The sequence below is a fragment of the Microcoleus sp. Pol12B5 genome, assembly GCF_036701335.1.
Classification (GTDB): domain Bacteria; phylum Cyanobacteriota; class Cyanobacteriia; order Cyanobacteriales; family Microcoleaceae; genus Microcoleus.
Genome location: NZ_JAUBQQ010000034.1, coordinates 16751 through 35969 on the forward strand (window position 1 = coordinate 16751; position 19219 = coordinate 35969).

Sequence of the window (19219 nt, forward strand, 5' to 3'; positions counted from 1 at the left end):
TCTAAAATATTAAGCCCCCATCTTGCGAGGGGGGGCTTGACACTTGGATCACTTAAATGTTAATAATCTACTAATCGTCCGAGCCATGTCTCTCACTGGCTTGTATGGACTTTTCAAAAGTCATTCGCTGTTCGGCATTTTTGAGAAAATAACCGCTAATCATAGCTGAGGCGAGCAATCTACCCAAATGTTCGCGACTGGTAGTCACTGTCACCCCGAAGTGTTCCGAAGGCAAATTCCCCAATAGTCCAACAATATTTCGCTCCATTACTTGAAACACTTCGTGAGAAGTCGGCTTAGACAACTGAGAAACTGTGTCGGGAGCCATTGACTGCACGTATTGCCATAATAAGTTGGCATTTTCTCCGTCTTCTTCAAAGAATTCTGGGGATTTATTAGATGAGTTGCTCACGAGTACCTCCGTTTCAGATACAGCTTGTTATGTTAGACGCGGGCGGTTAAATTAAATAACCCTTATCTGATGGCTGCTGATCTTTATTACTAAGTAATTACTAATGTAGCAGGACAGTCATAGCAACGAAGTGGGCACAACCGAATTAAAAGCGGCGGTTTTTACGATTTTAGATTGGGGATTGCCAGGGGGGGAACCCGATCGCCAATCCCCAATCTACCTAGCTGGCTAGATAATCGTTGATATCTTGCTTGCGCTTGCGGAGTTTGGTCAAAGCTTCCCGTTCAATTTGCCGCACTCGTTCCCGACTGATGTTGAGACGATCGCCTATTTTTGCCAAAGTTAAGGTTTGCCCGTCTTCTAAACCGAAGCGCAAGGCGAGCACTTCTCGCTGTTGCTGAGTCAGTTCCGCCATTAGCTGGTCTAAGTCAGTCCGCAGGGAAGATTGCAAAGCAAAATCTTCCGGGGTAGTACCCGTATCTTCCAACAAATCGCCCAACTCTGTATCTTGATTGTCTCCCACGCGCAAGTCCAGGGAAAGTGGCAGGCGCGCGCGATCGAGATATTCGCGAATCTGTTTGGGAGTCAACTCTAACTCTGATGCCAATTCAGCAGCCGTGGCCGCGCGACCAAGCTGTTGAGCAAGTTGGCGCTGAGCTTTTTTAATTTTGTTGAGCTTTTCGGTAATGTGGATCGGCAAGCGGATGGTGCGGCCTTTTTCGGCGATCGCCCGAGTAATTGCCTGACGAATCCACCAATAAGCATAAGTAGAAAATCTGTAGCCCTTAGTCGGGTCAAATTTTTCTACTCCCCGCTGCATCCCGATCGTGCCTTCCTGAATTAGATCCAGTAAATCTACGTTGCGCTTGATATATTTTTTGGCAACAGACACTACCAGGCGGAGATTCGCTTCCACCATTTGGCGCTTTGCCCTTTCCCCGTTTTCGATCGTCCGCTGCAACTGTGCCTCAGACAGCCCAACTGCCTGTGCCCATTCAGCCGCCGTCGGGTCGCGGCCTAACTCTTCGGCTAAAATATTTTTCTCCTGATGCAGTGCGGTGGAGCGCTGTACCTGTTTCCCGTAGAGTATTTCTTGCTCATGGGTCAACAAGGGAACGCGGCCGATTTCCCGCAAGTAAGCGCGAACAGAATCTGTATCTGAGGACTTAAGAGTTTTCATGAGCTTTTCCCGCTGAGGATCTGTGCCTCTAAAGGTTTGCGGTAGTCGCAAACCCCTAGCTTTAGCTGGGAAGGAAAGCGGGCGGGGACTTGCGCTTTCCTTCCATTTAAAGAGGCTTAATTTTATGGTAGCTAGCTACTACTCCCAGTCAGCACCGTCTCAGGTTAGGTTTTGGTTGGGGCGAGCACAATACTACGTTATGTTAAGAATCTTAACATTTGTGAGAGCAATTGGCTACACTTCTTCATATTTATTTCATGCCAGCCTGGACTGTTGATACGAGAGTATCCGCTTTCCTGGCTTTACAGTTTGCATCAATATAAACAAAAGCCGCCACATCTCAGGGGAGAGATTGGTAGAGGGGCAGGGCTGTTTCATTATCTTGTAGGGGCAGCCCCCGTGGCTGCCCTGAATATGAAGTTACAGATATTGATGAACCCGCCCCAACAGATAATGACTCATAACTAATGACTAATAACTAATGACCGAAAGCATCCAGGATACCCGCCACGTGATTCATCCGTCCAGAAATAAAAAACCTGTATCCGATAAACTTGCCCCCGAATTTATCCGTGGGCTCAATGCTTCAATCTAAAATCTCAAATCTCAAATCTCAAATCGACTGACTTCTTTGCCGTTGAGCTTCGTACATGATGAGGGCTGCGGCGATCGACACATTTAAAGATTCTACGCCACGACTCAGGGGAATTTGGATTTGTCGATCGGCCAAACTCCTCAATTCTTCCGACAAACCAGAGCCTTCGTTGCCCAAAACTATCAGAGTCGGCACTCGCAAATCTACTTCCCAATAACTTAAACTGGCCCCGGCGACAGTTGCTAAAATTTGCATTCCTCGATTTTTATACGCGGAGACTTCGGCGGTTAAATCTGGACTGACTGCCATTGGCAGCTTAAACCAAGCTCCTGCCGAGGCGCGCAGCACTTTGGGATGGTCTAAATCGGCGCACTCAGGGCTCAGCAGCAAACCGTCGGCATTAGCAGCCGCAGCCGTGCGGACGATCGCCCCCAAGTTGCCGGGATCTTGGATTGTTTCTAGGGCTATTCCTAAAGTTGACAATTTTGCGGGATCTGTTGCAGTGCGGGGTGCGGTGGCGACAATGCCGTCGGGTTGGACTGTAGTGGCGATCGACTCTAACACTTTTGCACTTACTAATTCTGTGCGATCGGCTAAATTACCAACTTGCTCCCAAAGTTTCCCGTGATCCTCCAGCCATTCGGGAGTGCAGCAAACCGTTGCTAGCGGGTATTTTGCCGCGCAAGCTTCTTCGAGCAAGTGCGTCCCTTCGAGTAAAAATAATTGTTGTTCCCTGCGTCCCTTCGAGCTGTGGAGCTTGCGGATTTCTTTAACTAGGGGGTTTTGAATACTTGTCAGCATTGTTTAATTCAGCAGAGCGAATGGGGTTATTGCCTGTATCGGGTTAACCCCAAACTTCCTTCTGCCTTTGGAATGCGGAACCCGGGACTTGAACCCGGAAGGCTTGCACCACATGAACCTGAATCATGCGCGTCTACCAATTCCGCCAGTTCCGCATCGGTCACGAGTTACTACATTGCCATATGTTCCCCAGTTTGTCAAGTGTTTTAAGGAATTTATTTTTTTTCTGGGCTGCGAGTAATATTTTGCACAAATTACTGTTCGGGTTGAGAAATGCTTTAGTTTCGAGGATTTACTGTTAGCCAAACATTGCAAAACGGTGTGTAGTTGAGTACGGTGCATCAGATCGTGTCCGGTTATTAATAATCCACAAGCTTTGATCTGACGCACCCTACAGGATTTGCTGAAAAAATGGGAATCTAATCAGCCAAATCTGCGAAAACCTCGCGCACGGCCGGATGCACCAAGCGGTGATTCTGCACGTTCAATCCCTTCGCCAAACTCGGATTCATTTCCAAAGCTTTAATCCCGTGATTTGCCAACTGCAAAACATAAGGCAAAGTGCTGTTATTCAAAGCTTGAGTCGCAGTCCAAGGCACAGCACCGGGCATATTCGGCACGCCGTAATGCACAACTCCTTCCTCAACATAAGTAGGATTTGTGTGTGAAGTTGCCCGCAAAGTTTCGACACAGCCGCCTTGGTCAACGGCTACGTCAACAATCACAGAACCGGGGTGCATCTTCGCAACAAATTCGCGAGAAACCAGCACTGGAGCTTTTTTACCTAAGACCAAAACTGCACCGATTAACAAATCAGCATCGGGAACAACTGCTTCAATTTGCAAAGGACTGCTGTAAAGGTATTCTACTCGGGAACCGAACAGAGTTTCCAAGTAGGCTAAGCGATCGACATTTACGTCTAATATCTGCACTCTCGCGCCCATTCCTACAGCTATTCGCGCTGCTTCTGTGCCGACAATTCCGCCGCCCAAAATCACAACTTTACCCGGTCTTACCCCCGGTACACCGCCCAAAAGTACGCCCCGGCCGCCTTGCTGTCGTTCCAGAAACCGAGCTCCGAACTGCACTGCCAAACGCCCTGCAATAATACTCATCGGCGTCAGCAGCGGCAATTTTCTGTCCGGGAGTTCGACGGTTTCGTAGGCGATGGCCTGGACTCCGCTGCTGATTAAATGCTGGGTTAATGTGCGATCGGCCGCCAAGTGTAAATATGTAAACAGCAACTGCTCTTTTTGAATCAGCGGATACTCAGCAGGCAGCGGTTCCTTAACTTTAACAATTAGTTCGCGATTCCAGACATCTGAAGCCTTTAAGACAATCTTAGCCCCTGCTTGAACATAGTCCTCGTCCGCGAAACCGGCCCCAGCACCAGCATTCGTTTCCACAAAAACTGTGTGGCCTCTGTCCGAACAAGCCCGGACACTTGTGGGGCTAAGCCCGACTCGAAACTCCAAATCCTTGATTTCCTTGGGGACGCCTATTTCCATCTATAACCTCTAATCTCAGGCATACGTCGATCGAATCTAACCTAAAAACCATCCCCAGCGGGACAATACCATTGTAGATTTTAGATTTGGCAATCCGGCAATCCGGCTAGGAGAATATTTATTTATTTTTTATTCAGTGCGATCGCAATTTCCTAAATTTAGACTTGAATTACATAATTTTTTGATTGATAGATGGACCGCAGATGTAGGGCAGATTAACACAGAGTAACGCAGATAATTTCAAGAAGAGTCAATATATTTGATCTGTCACTTATAATTTAACAGGCATAACTCGTCCCCCTATCTAAACAAATGCCACGCACACCTACCTTAACATTCGATCGCGGAACTCTCTTGCTGCACCCGCCGCCCAAAGGCAGAGACTGGGTGGACTTTGCGACTTGGGACGATCGCGTGGAAAAGTACCGCATTCGAGCGATTCACTACCGCCCGCTGGTAGAATGCCTCCAAGCCGACTGCATTCACTTCACCGACGAAGCTAGGGGATACGAACTACTCGAACTCGTACCCAGCGTGGAAATGCAGCCTTACCCACATCAAGAACAGGCCCTCGCAGCTTGGCAGGAAGCAGGAAGCCAAGGAGTAGTCGTCCTTCCCACCGCTTCCGGCAAAACTTATCTGGCACAATTAGCCATGCAAGTCACTGGTCGCAGTACATTAATTGTAGTACCAACTCTCGATTTAATGCACCAGTGGTACGCTAATTTAAAAGCAGCTTTTCCAGACATCGAAATCGGATTGTTGGGCGGAGGTTCGCGGGACAAAACGCCAATTTTAGTGGCAACCTACGACAGTGCAAGTATTCATGCAGAAACCTTGGGCAATAAATACGGTTTGCTGGTTTTTGACGAATGCCACCATTTGCCAACGGATTTTTATCGAGTAATTTCCGAATATGCGATCGCGCCTTTTCGACTGGGGCTGACAGCCACACCCGATCGCACAGATGGCCGCCACAGTGATTTGCATTTCCTGATCGGCCCGACAGTATTTAGCAAAAGACCCGAAGATTTGGCGGGCGATGCTTTAGCTGACCATAAAATAGTTCAAATTATGGTAAAACTGTCAAAAGAAGAAACCGATCGCTACGCCGAATTAATCAACATTCGCAACGACTTCTTAAAACAGTCTAACATCAAAATATCCAGCCTCGAAGGTTGGAAACAGTTTATCATGGCAAGCGCGCGATCGCCCCTGGGACGGCGCGCCATGCTAGCCCACCGCCAAGCCAAAGAAATCGCCCTTTGTACCGAAGGAAAACTGCGAATTTTAGCCAACATACTAGCAGAACACTCTCCCCAGCGCACCCTAATTTTCACCGGAGACAACGCCACAGTTTACCGAATTTCCCAAGAATTTCTCATCCCCACAATTACCCACCAAACCCCTGTCAAAGAACGCCACGAAATCCTCGATCGCTTTCGCAGCGGCGAATACAAAACCCTCGTCGCCTCCCACGTCCTCAACGAAGGAGTGGACGTTCCCGACGCCAGAATTGCTATCATATTGTCAGGCACCGGCAGCGAACGCGAATACATTCAGCGATTGGGTCGAGTTCTCCGCAAAAGTAGCGATGTAAATAAGTTAGCAATTCTGTATGAAGTCGTCACCGAAGACACCAGCGAAGAAAGAACATCCCAACGCCGCCGAGGAGGAATGCAGCCTCACAAACCCCAACCACAAACACAAATAGAACCGCCAAAGCCAGAATATCAGAAACTAGAAATTGTCAAACCGACACCCATTTACGGAGTCAACCGAGAGACAACCAAAAAAGCAGCAGAATCACCCGCAAAATGGGGAGAAGACAATGATGAAATTCCCTGGTAGCAAGCCTAAACTATTCCTGAACACTCTCTTTCTTTCTCTGTCTTCCCTTCGCGTTCTTCGCGTCTTCGCGGTTCGTTAAAAATATATTAACAAATGCTACCCACTGATTTATTAAGTCACCGCCAAAACGGAGAATCAATTATTCCTCTCCGCCTCAAGATAGATGCTAAAAACTTAGAAGCAGCTAAGGAAATGATCGACTGCTTTCAAGAGTCGATCGGCAAAACCCAAGGCGAGCTCGACGGACGCTTGCTAGAATTAGAAGGCGACAGCCCGGATTATCGGCTGAAACGGGGATTAGCGCACCTGCTGAAAGGCGGTTTCTGCACCTTGGAAGTCATCAGTCCCCTAGAACCCTCAGAGTTGAGACAGCGGGTTTTTGCCTTGTCCGCGCGATCGACTCCCAGCCCTCAATCCACCCAATTAACCCTGGAAAAAGTAGCAAGTGAACTCAGCCAAGAGTTAAACAGAGAAGTTTTGCCTCACGAAATCACTACAGGTTTATACGCCGATTTAAACGAAAACAAAATCCTCACTGAGTTTAATGCACCAACACCCGAAAACTTGCTTCACAAATACAATCTTTCTCAAGTTCAAGGCATATTTTACCGAGCAAGTCAAGTCCAATTAACCGCCCACCGCAACGATCCAGGAGAATACAAACTCTTATTTCGCTATCTGAAACTATTTCAATTAATGACTTACATCGAAGGCGATGCAGACCACGGTTTTACACTGACAATAGACGGCCCTACAAGCTTATTTAAACCCAGCACCCGCTACGGCTTAGCCCTGGCGAAAATGCTGCCGGCACTGCTGCACGTCACCAAATGGAGTATGCACTCGACACTGCACACAAAAGATCCTTTTAGTGGCGTTTTGAAAACAGGTAAGTTTACCCTCAATTCCGACTGCGGTTTAGTCAGTCACTATCCCCCTGGCAAGCCTTATGATAGTATGTTAGAAGCCGCATTTGCTGAAAGATGGAATTCCACAAAAACCGAGTGGCAACTAGAGCGAGAAGTTGATTTAATTCCGATTCCAGGTAGTGTGATGATTCCCGACTTTCGGTTAGTGCATCCCGACGGGCGAGTGTTTTTATTAGAAATAGTTGGCTATTGGCGGCCGGAGTATTTGCAAAAGAAATTTGCACAAGTACAGAAGTCTGAATGCGATCACTTGATTTTAGCTATTTCCGAACGGCTGAATTTAGAAAAAGCCGGGGTGAATGTAAATGATGTGCCAGCAAAAGTAGTCTGGTTTAAAGATAAATTGTTGCCCAAATCAGTCCTGGAAGTCCTCGAATAGTAGCCAATCCGCGCATCAGTTGGAAACTTCTTTCTTTCTCTCTCTCTGCGCCCTCTGCGCCCTCTGCGGTTCAAAAAAATCCTCATCAAAAAACATCGCACATTCCCAGCTATACTAAAATGAGAATATCCCCAAATCCTTGCCACCGCTTACTCTCACCCTAAAACCGATCGAAAAATGGCAGACACAAGTATTGTCGAAAGAATCAAAAAGCTTTTAGCCCTCGCCACCTCATCCAATGAAAACGAATCGACTGCAGCAGCCGAAAAAGCTTCCCTTTTACTGGCCCAGTACAATCTCAGCCTCGCCGATTTAGGGCCAAATCACCAAGAAGAGATTGACGAAAACTCCGTTGAAACAACATCCAAATTTGTTACTTGGAAAATGATGCTGCTTTCGGGAATTGCCGACGCTAACGGTTGCAATGCCATGCGAAACACTTATAATGGCAGTATGTTTTTGGTGGGAACTTCTACAAACCTGATTGTTTGCAAACATCTGTACGAGTATTTGAGTTCGGCGATTGAAAAAAGGGCTAAATACCGCAAAGGAAACGGCAGGGGGTTGGCGTATCTGAATGCTTTTCGGGTTGGATGCGCGACAAGGTTGAGACAAAGATTGTTGGAACAAAAACAGGAGATGGAAGAGTCGGGGATTCCGGGTTCGGGGGATGTGGCGGCGACTCCAGGGATTGTAGTGCGATCGATGTTTGAGAAAAATCAACAGGCGATCGCCGATTATCTAGAGGGCCGAGGGGTTAAAATTAGAACGAGAACAGATTCTCAAGTCAGCAGCGCGGCGGGTTTTAATTCGGGGTATGAAGTGGGCGACAAAATTAGTTTGCACAAGCAAGTGCAGCCGCAAGGGGATATGAAACAACTTAATGAATGTCTTTGAGTTTATGTATAGTTAGCAATTCAATCTAGGCTGTTAATATCTGCTTCAGTTTTGGTGTAATAGATATATCTTGTCTAAAAAGACCGCGATATCTGTTACTTGTATTGCTGAAAATATTTCGTTTGAGGTAATAAAAAAGTCTCTTCGATATGCGCTCTTATTGTCGGACTACGATTACGACTACTATTTAAACAATCAACTAATAATTTATTAGCATCATAATACTGCCGTAAACGAGTTTTATATTCTTCGTTGAACTGCCAATCATGGCCTATATTCCGAGACTCAGTTGTTACGAATTTTACTTGGTCAAACCACCGGGAAAAATCATTGCCAAACCAATTATTAAATTTCTGAGATTTTTCTTTGTTTTCCTCATCCTCAGATATTTCATCCTCAGCTATCTCGTCATTAGGTAGTTCAGGTATCTCATCTTTGAGTTTTTCGAGCTTTTGCTTGAGTTCAGGTTTAAGTTCAAGGACAGCATCAAGCGCACAAGAACGGATAACTTTAGGTTTATCGGCAAAAACAACAAAAAAATAAACTGCGCTATCTAGATCAAGAGCATTATTACTTCCAAAATAAACCGTTTGCTCCAGAGCATAAGCACACTTAAAAAGACTGGACACAGGCTCTCGCATACTGTTAGAAAAGCGGTCTACTTCACGAGCAAAATACCAACTCCGCACGGTAGCTAGTCGGAAGGGAACTTGGTCTTGATTCTTGACTGACAAAGATTTTTGCTTTAACCAGCCAAAAAACTTTTGAAATTGGTCATTCTGGGGTATAATTTTATCAATTTGTTCTTTCATTAATCGCATTAATTCATCAGCCGAAGGTAACATTTCCGAAGTCAATAAAAACACGTCTCGCCATCGCTCTTCACTAATATGGACGAGTAATTTTTCTAAAACTTGTGGCTCTAAACTATTAGCAAATTTCCAAGCGGTAAAATACTCCTGAAATGTGAGATGAGAAAAAGAGTAAATTCCTCTTGCGCGTTCTACAAGTAGCCCATCTTGCTCTGCAATAGACTTCAGCACTGCTTCGCTATCTAACTGTACTTGCACCGGAGCGTTTTTTTCATCAGTTAATTTAGTAAGACCGTCGGCGATGATTTGCTCTATTATATCTCGCTCAAAAACTTTAATTTCATCGCCTCGCTCAAATGTAATGGCTGCTACGTGACTCAGCAGTTGTTTTTTGTTCCGCACTGGCAACTTTCGATAAATTTCATCCCGTTTAATGTTCTTGGCTTCATCCCATCGGAAAAGCAAAATGTCTAATCCTTCTTCATAAAGCTTAGCTCGGGTAGAAGGAAAATTAGTTTTCTCTTGGAAAACTAAGCAGGCTAGATTGAGCAAGATAGGTGTGCCTGCTAGTTCTAGAATTGATTGATGTTCTGAAAGATACAATTTTTTTATAAACTCAGCAGCTTGGCTTAAACCCTGCTCTATAGAGTTCCTGGCAACTGCTACAAACCATTTTTTAGCGAATGCTTTTATTTGCTCACTCTTAAAATCAGCAACTTCGACCTCAGTAAATTTTAAACTAAATCCCCGATTGGCAAGCTGAGTAGCAATCCTACAACTTATAACAAATTTATTTCTAAAATAGTGTTTTGAAAAATAATAGATTTCTGTCAAAACTGCATCAGCATTTTCTGGCTCTACCTCATCTAAACCATCAAGCAAGATAAAAACTCTGCCGTTAAAAAGCAAGGTATTAATCTGTTCTTCCCAAACATCACAATTTAACAATTCGTCGATGATGTAGTTTAAAAGGCTAAAATTACATTTATCCCGAGCAATCATAGCAAAATATTTCAGTTCTATAAAAATCGGTATAAGTTGAGATTGGAACCTGCCTTGGTTGCACTGAATTGCTAAATGATTCAAAAAAGTGGTTTTACCTGATCCTTGTTTTCCCAGTACCATTAACTTCAAGTTATTTGCTGCTACCTCTAGGCCCGGTACTCGTTCTTGTTGTGATTTATCTACATCAAGACGGTCAGACTTATCTATCGCTGAATTTAAAGATAGAAAATCAGAAATCGTTTTCCTACTATTGCTAGGAAGCTTTTCCAGAACTTTGACCTCAATGTAAATATTATCTATTTCAACTGGCCATTCAACATCTAAGATGCGTAATTGTCCGCACTGATCTTTAATCTTAGCAGTGTGATAGGGATGCGATCGCACCCTTTGCACCAAGACATCGGGGTTATCCTCTGAAGCATCTTCAACCCAACCAAAATTCTGTTCTTGATCGACACTGGTGATTGGGTTTGCGATGTTCGCTTCCTGACCACCTACCAAAGTCTCATCATCATAGACAGATAGCTGCGATTCCTTAATACCTTGAGAATTACCAACACTTATCAACTCAGGCATTGACTGGGCAAACAGAGCAATTAACGCTGGTAGTTTGCGTTCTGTTTCATCTTGAAGCTGAAAGTTCTTATAAAGCTGTCTCAAATTCTGCTGTACTGCATCTGTGCTCCCATCACAAATGTCACAGGCAATTTTGGCCCTACTCTCACCCGCTAACACTCTCAGGAGTACCTGTTTGCGCTTGGAAGGTAGTTTATCGAAAATCTCTCTGATTCTTTTGGCATCCATATTAGGCGTTTCTCATAAAAATGAGATTTGTCTCACTACCAATATATGAGATTCCTAGCTGTCATGCTTAAAAAGTCAAACCACAGAGGAAACTTTCATTATGACAAGTCTCAATAATCGACAATCACCGAACTTCCCCATTCAACTAGAACTACCTCTAATGCCTCAGAAAATAGATCCACTCAGCCAAATGGAAGAAGCAATTCAAAGTATGTTAGGTCTGACATGGAAAACTGTGCTGCTTCAGATATCACCACGCAGCACTAAAGAACTGATGCGACAGCACGGAAAACTGATTGCTATCCATGATGGCGAAGCCCGGATTAAAGTTTCCTCAACACCAGTTTTGCTAATGGCAATTCAAAAACTTCCCGATGTTGAATCAGCCTTCAGAAAAGCTTTTGGCACTACAGTCAAAATCCGTCTCGAAGTGTAAGTGATATCGTTTTTGGTGACAGCGTATTATTCAATGCTTTGCCCGCGTGCGGTGCGTGACAGTCAATAGTCCCACCGCCGCGAGTTAAAGTTTTCCCCTTGTCACGCGCCCTACCACTGATATCTTGCACAGAGTACGATCGCCCTTAATCAATCAATTCCGCTATTTCGCAACATTCCTAGAAGTACGATCGCCCCTGGGTCTCTATTCCAAAAACCGAATAACAAAATCCCCGACTTCTTTAAGAAGCCGGGGATTTAACAGCGATCGCATTTTAGGTTAGGCGTTTCGCCTGTTTTTATGCCAAAACAGGCACAGGCTGCGGCCAACGTCCCATGACTTTACCAATCACCGCCAATTCTTCCATCAACTTGTCGAACTGATCCGGTGTTAAAGATTGCGGCCCGTCAGACAAAGCTTTTTTCGGATTCGGGTGCACTTCTATCATCAGCGAATCTGTACCAGAGGCGATCGAAGCAAAGGCCATTGACGGTACAAACTGCGCCCAACCGGTGCCGTGACTGGGGTCAACCATAATCGGTAAGTGAGTCAAAGTCCGCAATACTGGCACCGCCGACAAATCAAGGGTATTGCGTGTATATTGCCTGTCATACCCGCGAATTCCGCGCTCGCACAAAATCACGTTCGGATTGCCAGAAGCCATGATATACTCAGCAGCCATCAACCATTCTTCAATGGTGGCGGAGATGCCGCGCTTCAGCAAAACAGGTTTGTCTTGAGCTCCGACTTTCTTCAACAGTGAGAAATTCTGCATATTTCTCGCCCCGACTTGGATTACGTCGGCTACTTCCACGATCGCACTTAAGTCCGCCGCATCCATAACTTCTGTGATAATTCCCAAACCGCTAGCTTCCCGGGCTGCAGCTAGCAATCCCAAAGCACTCTCGCCGTGGCCTTGGAAAGCATAGGGGGAAGTTCTCGGTTTGTACGCGCCACCACGGAGAAAATGAGCTCCAGCAGCTTTGACGCGCATTGCCGTTTCCACAATCATTTCTTCGTTTTCGACCGAGCAAGGGCCTGCTACGATCGCGATCGGGTGATGCAAGCCGATCATTACAGTTCCTAAAGGAGTAGCAACCGCTACTTCGCTGGCTTCTCCTTGGCGATATTCGAGAGAAGCGCGTTTGTAGGGTTTTTCCACGCGCAGCACTTCCTCAATCCAGGTGCTCATTTCGCGCAGTTGCATCGGTTCGAGCTCAACGGTGTCGCCCACCAAACCCATGACGGTTTTGTAACGGCCGACGATTTTTTCTGGTATCAAACCCCAGCTAGTGCGGAGCTCTTCGTCGATGCGATCGATCTCGGCTTCTGGAGTGCCGGCTTTCATTACAATAATCATATTTTTTTTGCCTTTTCTGTTGGGCTAGAAACGGATCATGACTCTGATGCACTGAGAAAAATAGATGCAATGGCGATCGAGAATCTATTTATATCAGTATTTTTAGCATTGTTGTGGGGTGGGTTCTTATTCCCTCCCCAAATACAAACTATAGATGGTTAACAAGTTAGTTTTTAGCTAATGACTAATAACTAATAACTAATGACTAACTTTTTGGCTTGGCGGCGCGCCACGCTTCTCGCATCCGTCCAAAATTGGTATTAAATTCTTCCCACCCCAGAGTGCTTCCTGAAACTTCTTCATCCCAGGAAGCTGAGAGGACTCCGTAGCTTAATCCCAGAACGCCTAGACCAAAACAGCCCATGCTTACCAGCAATACTGCTGTGTTGGGCAAATCAAACAAGCCTTTGCTGACTACCAAATAGCTGACAAAAAATGTGCAAATTCCCAGGATGGTCGGTATGCCGCAGAATACCGCTATGCGGGATATCATGCGTTGGCTGACTACTTCTGGGATAGATTGCGACTGTTTTCCGGTTTTGTTAGCTTTCGGCTGCTTGTCGGCAGAATCCGACTCTAAGGCTAGGCTTGCTTGGGGTTCTGGGGGCTTTTTAGGCGTTTTTTTACGATTTGTTGCCGGTTCAAAGGGCAAGCGCTTGCGGGGTGGTTCGGAGGACATATTTTATCTCTGACCTGAAATCTCGAACATTTTTCAATAAGTCTTGGTGTTTGTCCAAGATTAAAGAATATTGTCGCAAATTTTGGCTTGGGTGTTTAGCCGCGAATGCCTAGACGGGCAATCAATGCTTTGTAGCGATCGACATTTTGCTTTTGGATGTATGCCAGCAGGCGCTTGCGGCGGCTGATCATCATCATCAAACCGCGCCGGGAGGCGAAGTCTTTTTGGTTGATTTTCAGGTGGGCGCTGAGTTTGGTGATGCGATCGGTCAGCATGGCGACTTGGAGATCTGCTGAACCGGTATCGGTTTCATGGGTTTGGAAGTCGCCCATGATTTCTTGTTTGCGCTGTTGTGTAAGAGCCATGAATTGATTTTAGTTTTTTTTGTACGATTGTCACAATCTCCAATGTTATCACAGGGGAAGCATAATAACGATAAAATTTTTGCTAAGGATGGGTTTGTTGGGCCGGTCGAATTTTGGTTTTTCTTCCCGGTTTCGGGATCGGGTAGGGGATTATCGGCTCAAATAGGCGATCGCCTCACGTATCCAATCATCCGCATCACCTTTTGCCGACAAAGTGCTGTCTTGACTGAGGGTTTGCAGCGCTTGCAACACTTCAGCCGCAGTGTATCCCATCGCCAGCAGGATCATCTCGACTTCTTCTTGAATAGCTGGGGGGACTCCGGCGGCGACTGAAGTTGTCAAACCTGCTTGCTGTCGCCATTCCGAGAGTTTGCTTTTGAGTTCGAGGGCGAGACGTTCTGCGGTTTTTGTACCCACGCCCGGTGTTTTGGCGAGGATGCGGGTGTTACCGCCGACGATCGCCTGGACTAAATCTTGCAATCCTAAAGTATCGAGAAGTGCGATCGCCAGTTGAGCACCCACACCGCTAACACTCGTCAACTGCCGAAACAAATCGCGTTCTGCCGCGCTGCCAAAACCGTACAATACGATTTGGTCTTCCTTAACTTGCTGGTGGGTAAAAATTTGGGCGACTTCGCCGGATGCTGGCAATTGACCGGTCACGCGGGGCAAAATTTGGATTTCATAGCCAATTTGATTGACTTCGAGAGTCAATATGACGCGGTTGCTGCCTTTGGCGATATCGGCTACTGTGCCTTTGAGATAGCTAATCATAAAATTAATAATAATACACCGCTATTCGTTTTCATCAAAGTCGGCGATGATGTTGCGGATTTCGTTGAGACTGATATCTGTTCGATCTGACATCTTGCACCATTCTCAATTAGCCTTTTAGCAACAGGCATCTTGCCTGTTCCACAACAAAATCTACTCTTTGTGGAACGGGCATCTTGCCCGTTCTTGAGAATAGTGCAAGATGTGGGTTCGATCTGATTTAGAGTAAATGGTTAACAAAAGTACGATCGACGGTGATTCAACTTGATAAATCATGCGATCGTCTAAAATCTAAAATCGCTCGATTCTCTCCCACAGTTGAGAGATTGATCGGGTTTGTCCGGCTTTGGCTTGCTGCAATCCTTTTCTGAGACTGGCTTTTACTTCTTCAACTGGAGTATCGTCGGGGTCGTCTTCAGTTTCTTCTGTAGGTTCGGGAAGAAGAACGATGATTCGCACGCGGCCGGGAGTTTCTGCGGTTAAAGGTCGATCGAGCAATAATTGACCGAAAGCATTCAGGATACAAGCCCCCGGATTCATTCCGAAAGCAGACTCAGTACCCAGAAATAAAAAACCTGTATCCGATGAAACTTGCCTCCCGAATTTATCCGTGGGGTCAATCCTTCAATTCTTTAATCTAAAATCTAAAATCTAAAATCTAAAATCGATTGACCTTTTTCGTCGATGGTTCCTGTGACTTCAAAGGCTTTCATTTGTTTCTCCGGGATTTTTTTCAATTAATACTATTATATAACCCTGTCCCAGCGATTTTGTTATTCTCAAGCCAAAATAAGCTGCTGTTTAACCAAAGACAAATCAGTCTTACCAAAATTCACAACCAAAGCCACATTGAAATTTTCCAACGATTTGACAAACCACATAATTTCATTAGAAGCTTTACCTTCATAGTGATTAAACAAAATAGAAAATCGGTTTTCCAACTCTGGTTTAACTTTGCCCGAAAGTAGAACGAGTTTGAGCAGTAAACCCATTGTCCTGCTGGCGCCGAGGTTGTACACCAAGTCGTAAAAAACGTAGTGGCTGAGATGTTGGGAATTTTCCACTACTAAGAAGTTGAACAACTGGTGGCAAGTCCGAACTAACAATAGATTATTAAATTTCACCGAGTCATTCTCTCGCAATGTATTTTTAATTTGCTTGTACAAACGGTCATTAAATTGACGCCCGCCGTATTCTGGTTCTACCGACGATATTAAATATTCATATAAATCCACTTTAAATGAGGCGTAAGATGGAGTTTTTCTGGAATCTCTCAGGAAAAATTGAGCCGCTTCTTTGTAGCTGCGATCGCCTGCTACTTTTCCAGCAAATTCCCTGACCGCTAAGTGCAGTTCTGCATCATTCAAAAGTGTGGGATTAGCCGCTCGCTGCACAATTCCTATTTCTGTATTTCTCGGCTCAACCATATAATTTAAATATTGAGACAAATGTGTTTCAAATTGTCGCTGTCTTTGAAATGCCAGTTTTTTTATGGTTTGTTGGTCTTCCTCAATGCTGCCCTTGCTCAGCAGAGAATACCCGTACAAATAAGGATACCGACAGATCAATTCGCCCAAAGGAGAATCTGTATCTTGTTGCTGCGGTTCCGCCTCTCTATCTAGGGCTTTTACTAAGCGCTCTAGGGTCTGAAATTCTTCACTTTTAGTAAAGAAAGCTATTTGTTCTTGCAAGCGCTTGACTATGTAAAATTCTGTCCCGAATCGGGGAGAAGCCTGCTTAAATAAAGCTACCAACTTGGCGATCGCGAACTGGTTGTGTGATTGCAATTGCCAGCGGTTGATCGGGATGTAGCAGCAGCGGTGGAGGATATATTTAAAGTGCTGATCCAATCGCTTGACGGAGACTATACTGTACAAAGTTGCTTCAATCTCTCGATCGGGATAGCCCATGCCGTCGATAAATAGCTTTCGGAACCGCTCGATCACCTGTGCGGGGGATTCTGTTTCCACGCAGCAGACGATGTGATCGTACAATCTCTGTTCGTTGCTGCCTGTTGGAACACTATCTGAGGGCGGGGTGAGGATGCGACTGTCTGCATCTGTGTCTACGCTGCTGTCTGCAACTTGTGCGACAACCACTGTCGGTTTGTCCTCAAAAGTTCGATCGGGATTCAAGAACCAATAGTGTTCTTGGCTTAATTGTTTGTCCGCAGCCCAATCCAAAGCTGACTGCAAACTTTCCCCTGTCAATAACAGCGATTCATCTTCGCGGTCTGAAGCCAGCCATGCTGCTAGCGCCAAGCGGTACGGAGCCAATTTTCCCAGCTCTTTTTCTACCCAAAATCGATTAAAAACTGACTGATAAATTAGGTTGGCAACTATTAATTTACCCTGAGATTTAACCACCAGTCCTGACAGTTGCAATTCGATTTTTTCGGGAGAGTATTCTGCTGGTATTCCCTGCGATTCCCCCGGTTTTGTTGCCTTGACCGGTTGCAAAGCTTGCTGGTACAGCGTTAACAGATGCGTGAGGTCGCAGTGGCTATGGAAAATGCGATCGCGTATTGCTGTCAAATGTTGGGGTTCGTCTTCTTCTTCCCAATTTTTAATAATTCTGTGTTTGACCAGTTTTTCAACTTGCTTAGCTTCGGAATTTCTGCCAATAAAAGGCCCGTATTCAAGTACCAAGTGGCAAAGTTTTTGAGTTAGAAACGGTTGACCGCCCGTCCAAGCTAATATTTCTTGGAGCACTTTTTGGGGGCGAAAAGCTTTCAGTGCTAATCCTTTTGCTAGCGGCAAACTTTCGTGCAGTTGGAATCGACTTAAATGAATCTGCCGTCCAATATTAAATGGGTTACATCTGGGATCTCGGATCAATTCTGAGGGGGCTGCTACTCCCATAACAGCAAAAGTCAGGCGATCGTATTCCGGTTGCTCTGCCCGCTTGGAGTAACAAGCCCGGATCAAAGCAAAAAAATCGCTGGTACTGAAATTTAGGCTGCTGATGCTGTCAATGTCATCGATGAAAATTACCAGATTTTGCTGAAGTGACTTGAGCAAAACTTTTTCGATAAATATCTCCAATCGCTGCACCGGCGATAGCAGTTCGCGATCGTTCCACCACTTGATGGCATCAAACCTGTTTGTGATGTGTAAACTGCTGGCCATGCGGTACATGATGCCGCCATACCACTTTTGGGGGGAGATATCTGGGCTGCTGATGCTTCTCAAATTGATGGCGGCAAAAACTGTACCTTCGGCTTGCAACCTTTTGGCCGTTTGCACTAGCAGGCTGGACTTTCCCATTTGTGGCGAACTCAACACGTAGCAGAAGTCTCCGGCTTTGAGTCCTTCGTAGAGATCGCTGTCTGCTGATCGCCTGACATAGGTGGGCGCAGCGGCAGGCAAATATCCTCCGACTTGATATTGGTACGTTGAGTTGACTTCTGCTGTAATCTGGGAATTCATCAAGATTTTACACCCCTATGCTGTGCGATCGAAAGGTTACAAATTGCAATTATGGCCCGCTTATAGCATTTTAGATTTTAGATTTTAGATTGGGGAATGACTTATTCAATCAGGGTTTGGAGTTTGCCTGTTGCATTTGCATGGTTTTTTTTTAATCTGCCTTACTATGGTGGAAAATTTTTCTTCCTCTTTCTCTATTGTCTACTAGCTCAGCTTTCTTCTCGTCAATCTTTACCGTATCTTTGCAAGCGTTCACCCCAAATCTTACGATCTGCCCAATCGTAGCGCGCCACTTGATTTTTTACACTCGTTCACATAATTAGATAAATTTTCAGTCGATCGGATTGAGAACGCTCAAACGCCGTTTTTTTCACATTTTTTTACAATAATACTTTAAAATTCACCCGGTGGTATGATGTGGGCAGGGAAACTACTAACCACAGCGCCGTCAACCTTCTGCCTTTAGCTCCCCCTGCCGAATGCCGGAGAAAAACGCGCTCGCAATGGCTGCCAATAAAAAACCCCAGCGTTTTGCTGAGGACTGCTTGAGTGGGAGATATCGTTAATCTGCGTTTTTTTAGTTGACTTAGATTGCATGGAATTCCATGCTGCTGACTTTCCCCGGGCTTTCGCGCTGGGGGATTCCTAAGAACAAACTTTTCAGGATGCATCCACAAAAAGTTTAATTCTTAAAGGCTTTGTCAGTACCAGGCTAACCACTCGCTCAACTATAAAAGTTAAGTAGGTGGCTAATTGTAGAAGATGCGCCCTGATGGCTTAACTACCCGATGGATTAGCACCCTGATGGCATAACTCCCTGATGGATCGACGCCCTGATGGCTTTCGCTCCACTACCCAAAAAATTCGGGTTGATGGATGATCGTGGACATTAGTAACACGTCACTTCCGGCGGTTCCGATCACAAGCGGGTGTGCCTGTCTGAATTGATTATGGCAGGCAGATTTATCAGAAGACAAGTGGGCTATTGCATCAACCCATTTCTG

At 45.5% G+C, this 19219-nt stretch carries 15 protein-coding genes and 1 tRNA gene; 4 read left to right on the forward strand and 12 right to left on the reverse strand.

Annotation, left to right across the window (positions count from 1 at the left end; translation table 11 throughout):
* Positions 1-70: 70 nt before the first annotated feature.
* The 5 genes from QUA24_RS15965 to ald all read right to left on the reverse strand — a co-directional run bounded on the left by QUA24_RS15965 (position 71) and on the right by ald (position 4496).
* Positions 71-412 (reverse strand): DUF760 domain-containing protein, encoded by a 342-nt coding sequence (locus tag QUA24_RS15965; protein ID WP_172187001.1) that lies wholly within the window; start codon positions 410-412, stop codon positions 71-73.
* A gap of 220 nt (positions 413-632) precedes the next feature.
* Positions 633-1592 carry an RNA polymerase sigma factor, RpoD/SigA family gene (locus QUA24_RS15970; protein ID WP_333214865.1) on the reverse strand — a complete coding sequence of 320 codons (960 nt, stop codon included), beginning with the start codon at positions 1590-1592 and terminating at the stop codon, positions 633-635.
* 613 nt (positions 1593-2205) lie between these two features.
* On the reverse strand, positions 2206-2988 hold the full coding sequence (locus QUA24_RS15975) for an RNA methyltransferase (protein ID WP_333230716.1): 783 nt from the start codon (positions 2986-2988) through the stop codon (positions 2206-2208).
* 73 nt (positions 2989-3061) lie between these two features.
* A tRNA-Leu gene (locus tag QUA24_RS15980) sits at positions 3062-3143 on the reverse strand.
* 264 nt (positions 3144-3407) lie between these two features.
* The gene (ald, locus tag QUA24_RS15985) at positions 3408-4496 is read right to left on the reverse strand and encodes an alanine dehydrogenase (protein ID WP_333230717.1); all 1089 of its coding nucleotides are present in this window, start codon (positions 4494-4496) and stop codon (positions 3408-3410) included.
* Between the two features lie 312 nt (positions 4497-4808).
* Here ald and QUA24_RS15990 point away from each other — a divergent pair, with 312 nt between their 5' ends.
* From QUA24_RS15990 to QUA24_RS16000, 3 genes are all read left to right on the forward strand, one after another.
* Complete coding sequence (locus QUA24_RS15990; RefSeq protein WP_333230718.1) at positions 4809-6347, forward strand: DEAD/DEAH box helicase family protein; 1539 nt, start codon at positions 4809-4811, stop codon at positions 6345-6347.
* 93 nt (positions 6348-6440) lie between these two features.
* Complete coding sequence (locus QUA24_RS15995) at positions 6441-7655, forward strand: DUF790 family protein (protein ID WP_333230719.1); 1215 nt, start codon at positions 6441-6443, stop codon at positions 7653-7655.
* A gap of 177 nt (positions 7656-7832) precedes the next feature.
* Entirely contained in the window at positions 7833-8552 is a 720-nt protein-coding gene (locus QUA24_RS16000; RefSeq protein ID WP_333230720.1) for a DUF2786 domain-containing protein, read from the forward strand.
* Between the two features lie 95 nt (positions 8553-8647).
* On the opposite strand, the gene QUA24_RS16005 is transcribed toward QUA24_RS16000, so the two are convergent.
* Complete coding sequence (locus tag QUA24_RS16005; protein WP_333230721.1) at positions 8648-11173, reverse strand: NACHT domain-containing NTPase; 2526 nt, start codon at positions 11171-11173, stop codon at positions 8648-8650.
* Between the two features lie 100 nt (positions 11174-11273).
* Here QUA24_RS16005 and QUA24_RS16010 point away from each other — a divergent pair, with 100 nt between their 5' ends.
* Entirely contained in the window at positions 11274-11609 is a 336-nt protein-coding gene (locus QUA24_RS16010; protein WP_333230722.1) for a hypothetical protein, read from the forward strand.
* Between the two features lie 298 nt (positions 11610-11907).
* Here QUA24_RS16010 and aroF read toward each other — a convergent pair whose 3' ends face one another.
* The 6 genes from aroF to QUA24_RS16040 all read right to left on the reverse strand — a co-directional run bounded on the left by aroF (position 11908) and on the right by QUA24_RS16040 (position 18215).
* Positions 11908-12969 (reverse strand): 3-deoxy-7-phosphoheptulonate synthase, encoded by a 1062-nt coding sequence (aroF, locus tag QUA24_RS16015; RefSeq protein ID WP_333156678.1) that lies wholly within the window; start codon positions 12967-12969, stop codon positions 11908-11910.
* 205 nt (positions 12970-13174) lie between these two features.
* Complete coding sequence (locus tag QUA24_RS16020; protein WP_333230723.1) at positions 13175-13648, reverse strand: PAM68 family protein; 474 nt, start codon at positions 13646-13648, stop codon at positions 13175-13177.
* Between the two features lie 95 nt (positions 13649-13743).
* Positions 13744-14013 (reverse strand): 30S ribosomal protein S15, encoded by a 270-nt coding sequence (gene rpsO / locus QUA24_RS16025; RefSeq protein ID WP_333205659.1) that lies wholly within the window; start codon positions 14011-14013, stop codon positions 13744-13746.
* A gap of 150 nt (positions 14014-14163) precedes the next feature.
* On the reverse strand, positions 14164-14787 hold the full coding sequence (gene ruvA / locus QUA24_RS16030) for a Holliday junction branch migration protein RuvA (protein WP_190742029.1): 624 nt from the start codon (positions 14785-14787) through the stop codon (positions 14164-14166).
* Positions 14788-15078: 291 nt separating this feature from the next.
* Positions 15079-15327 (reverse strand): type II toxin-antitoxin system RelN family antitoxin, encoded by a 249-nt coding sequence (locus QUA24_RS16035; RefSeq protein WP_333230724.1) that lies wholly within the window; start codon positions 15325-15327, stop codon positions 15079-15081.
* Between the two features lie 239 nt (positions 15328-15566).
* Entirely contained in the window at positions 15567-18215 is a 2649-nt protein-coding gene (locus QUA24_RS16040) for an AAA-like domain-containing protein (RefSeq protein WP_333230725.1), read from the reverse strand.
* Between the last annotated feature and the right edge of the window lie 1004 nt (positions 18216-19219).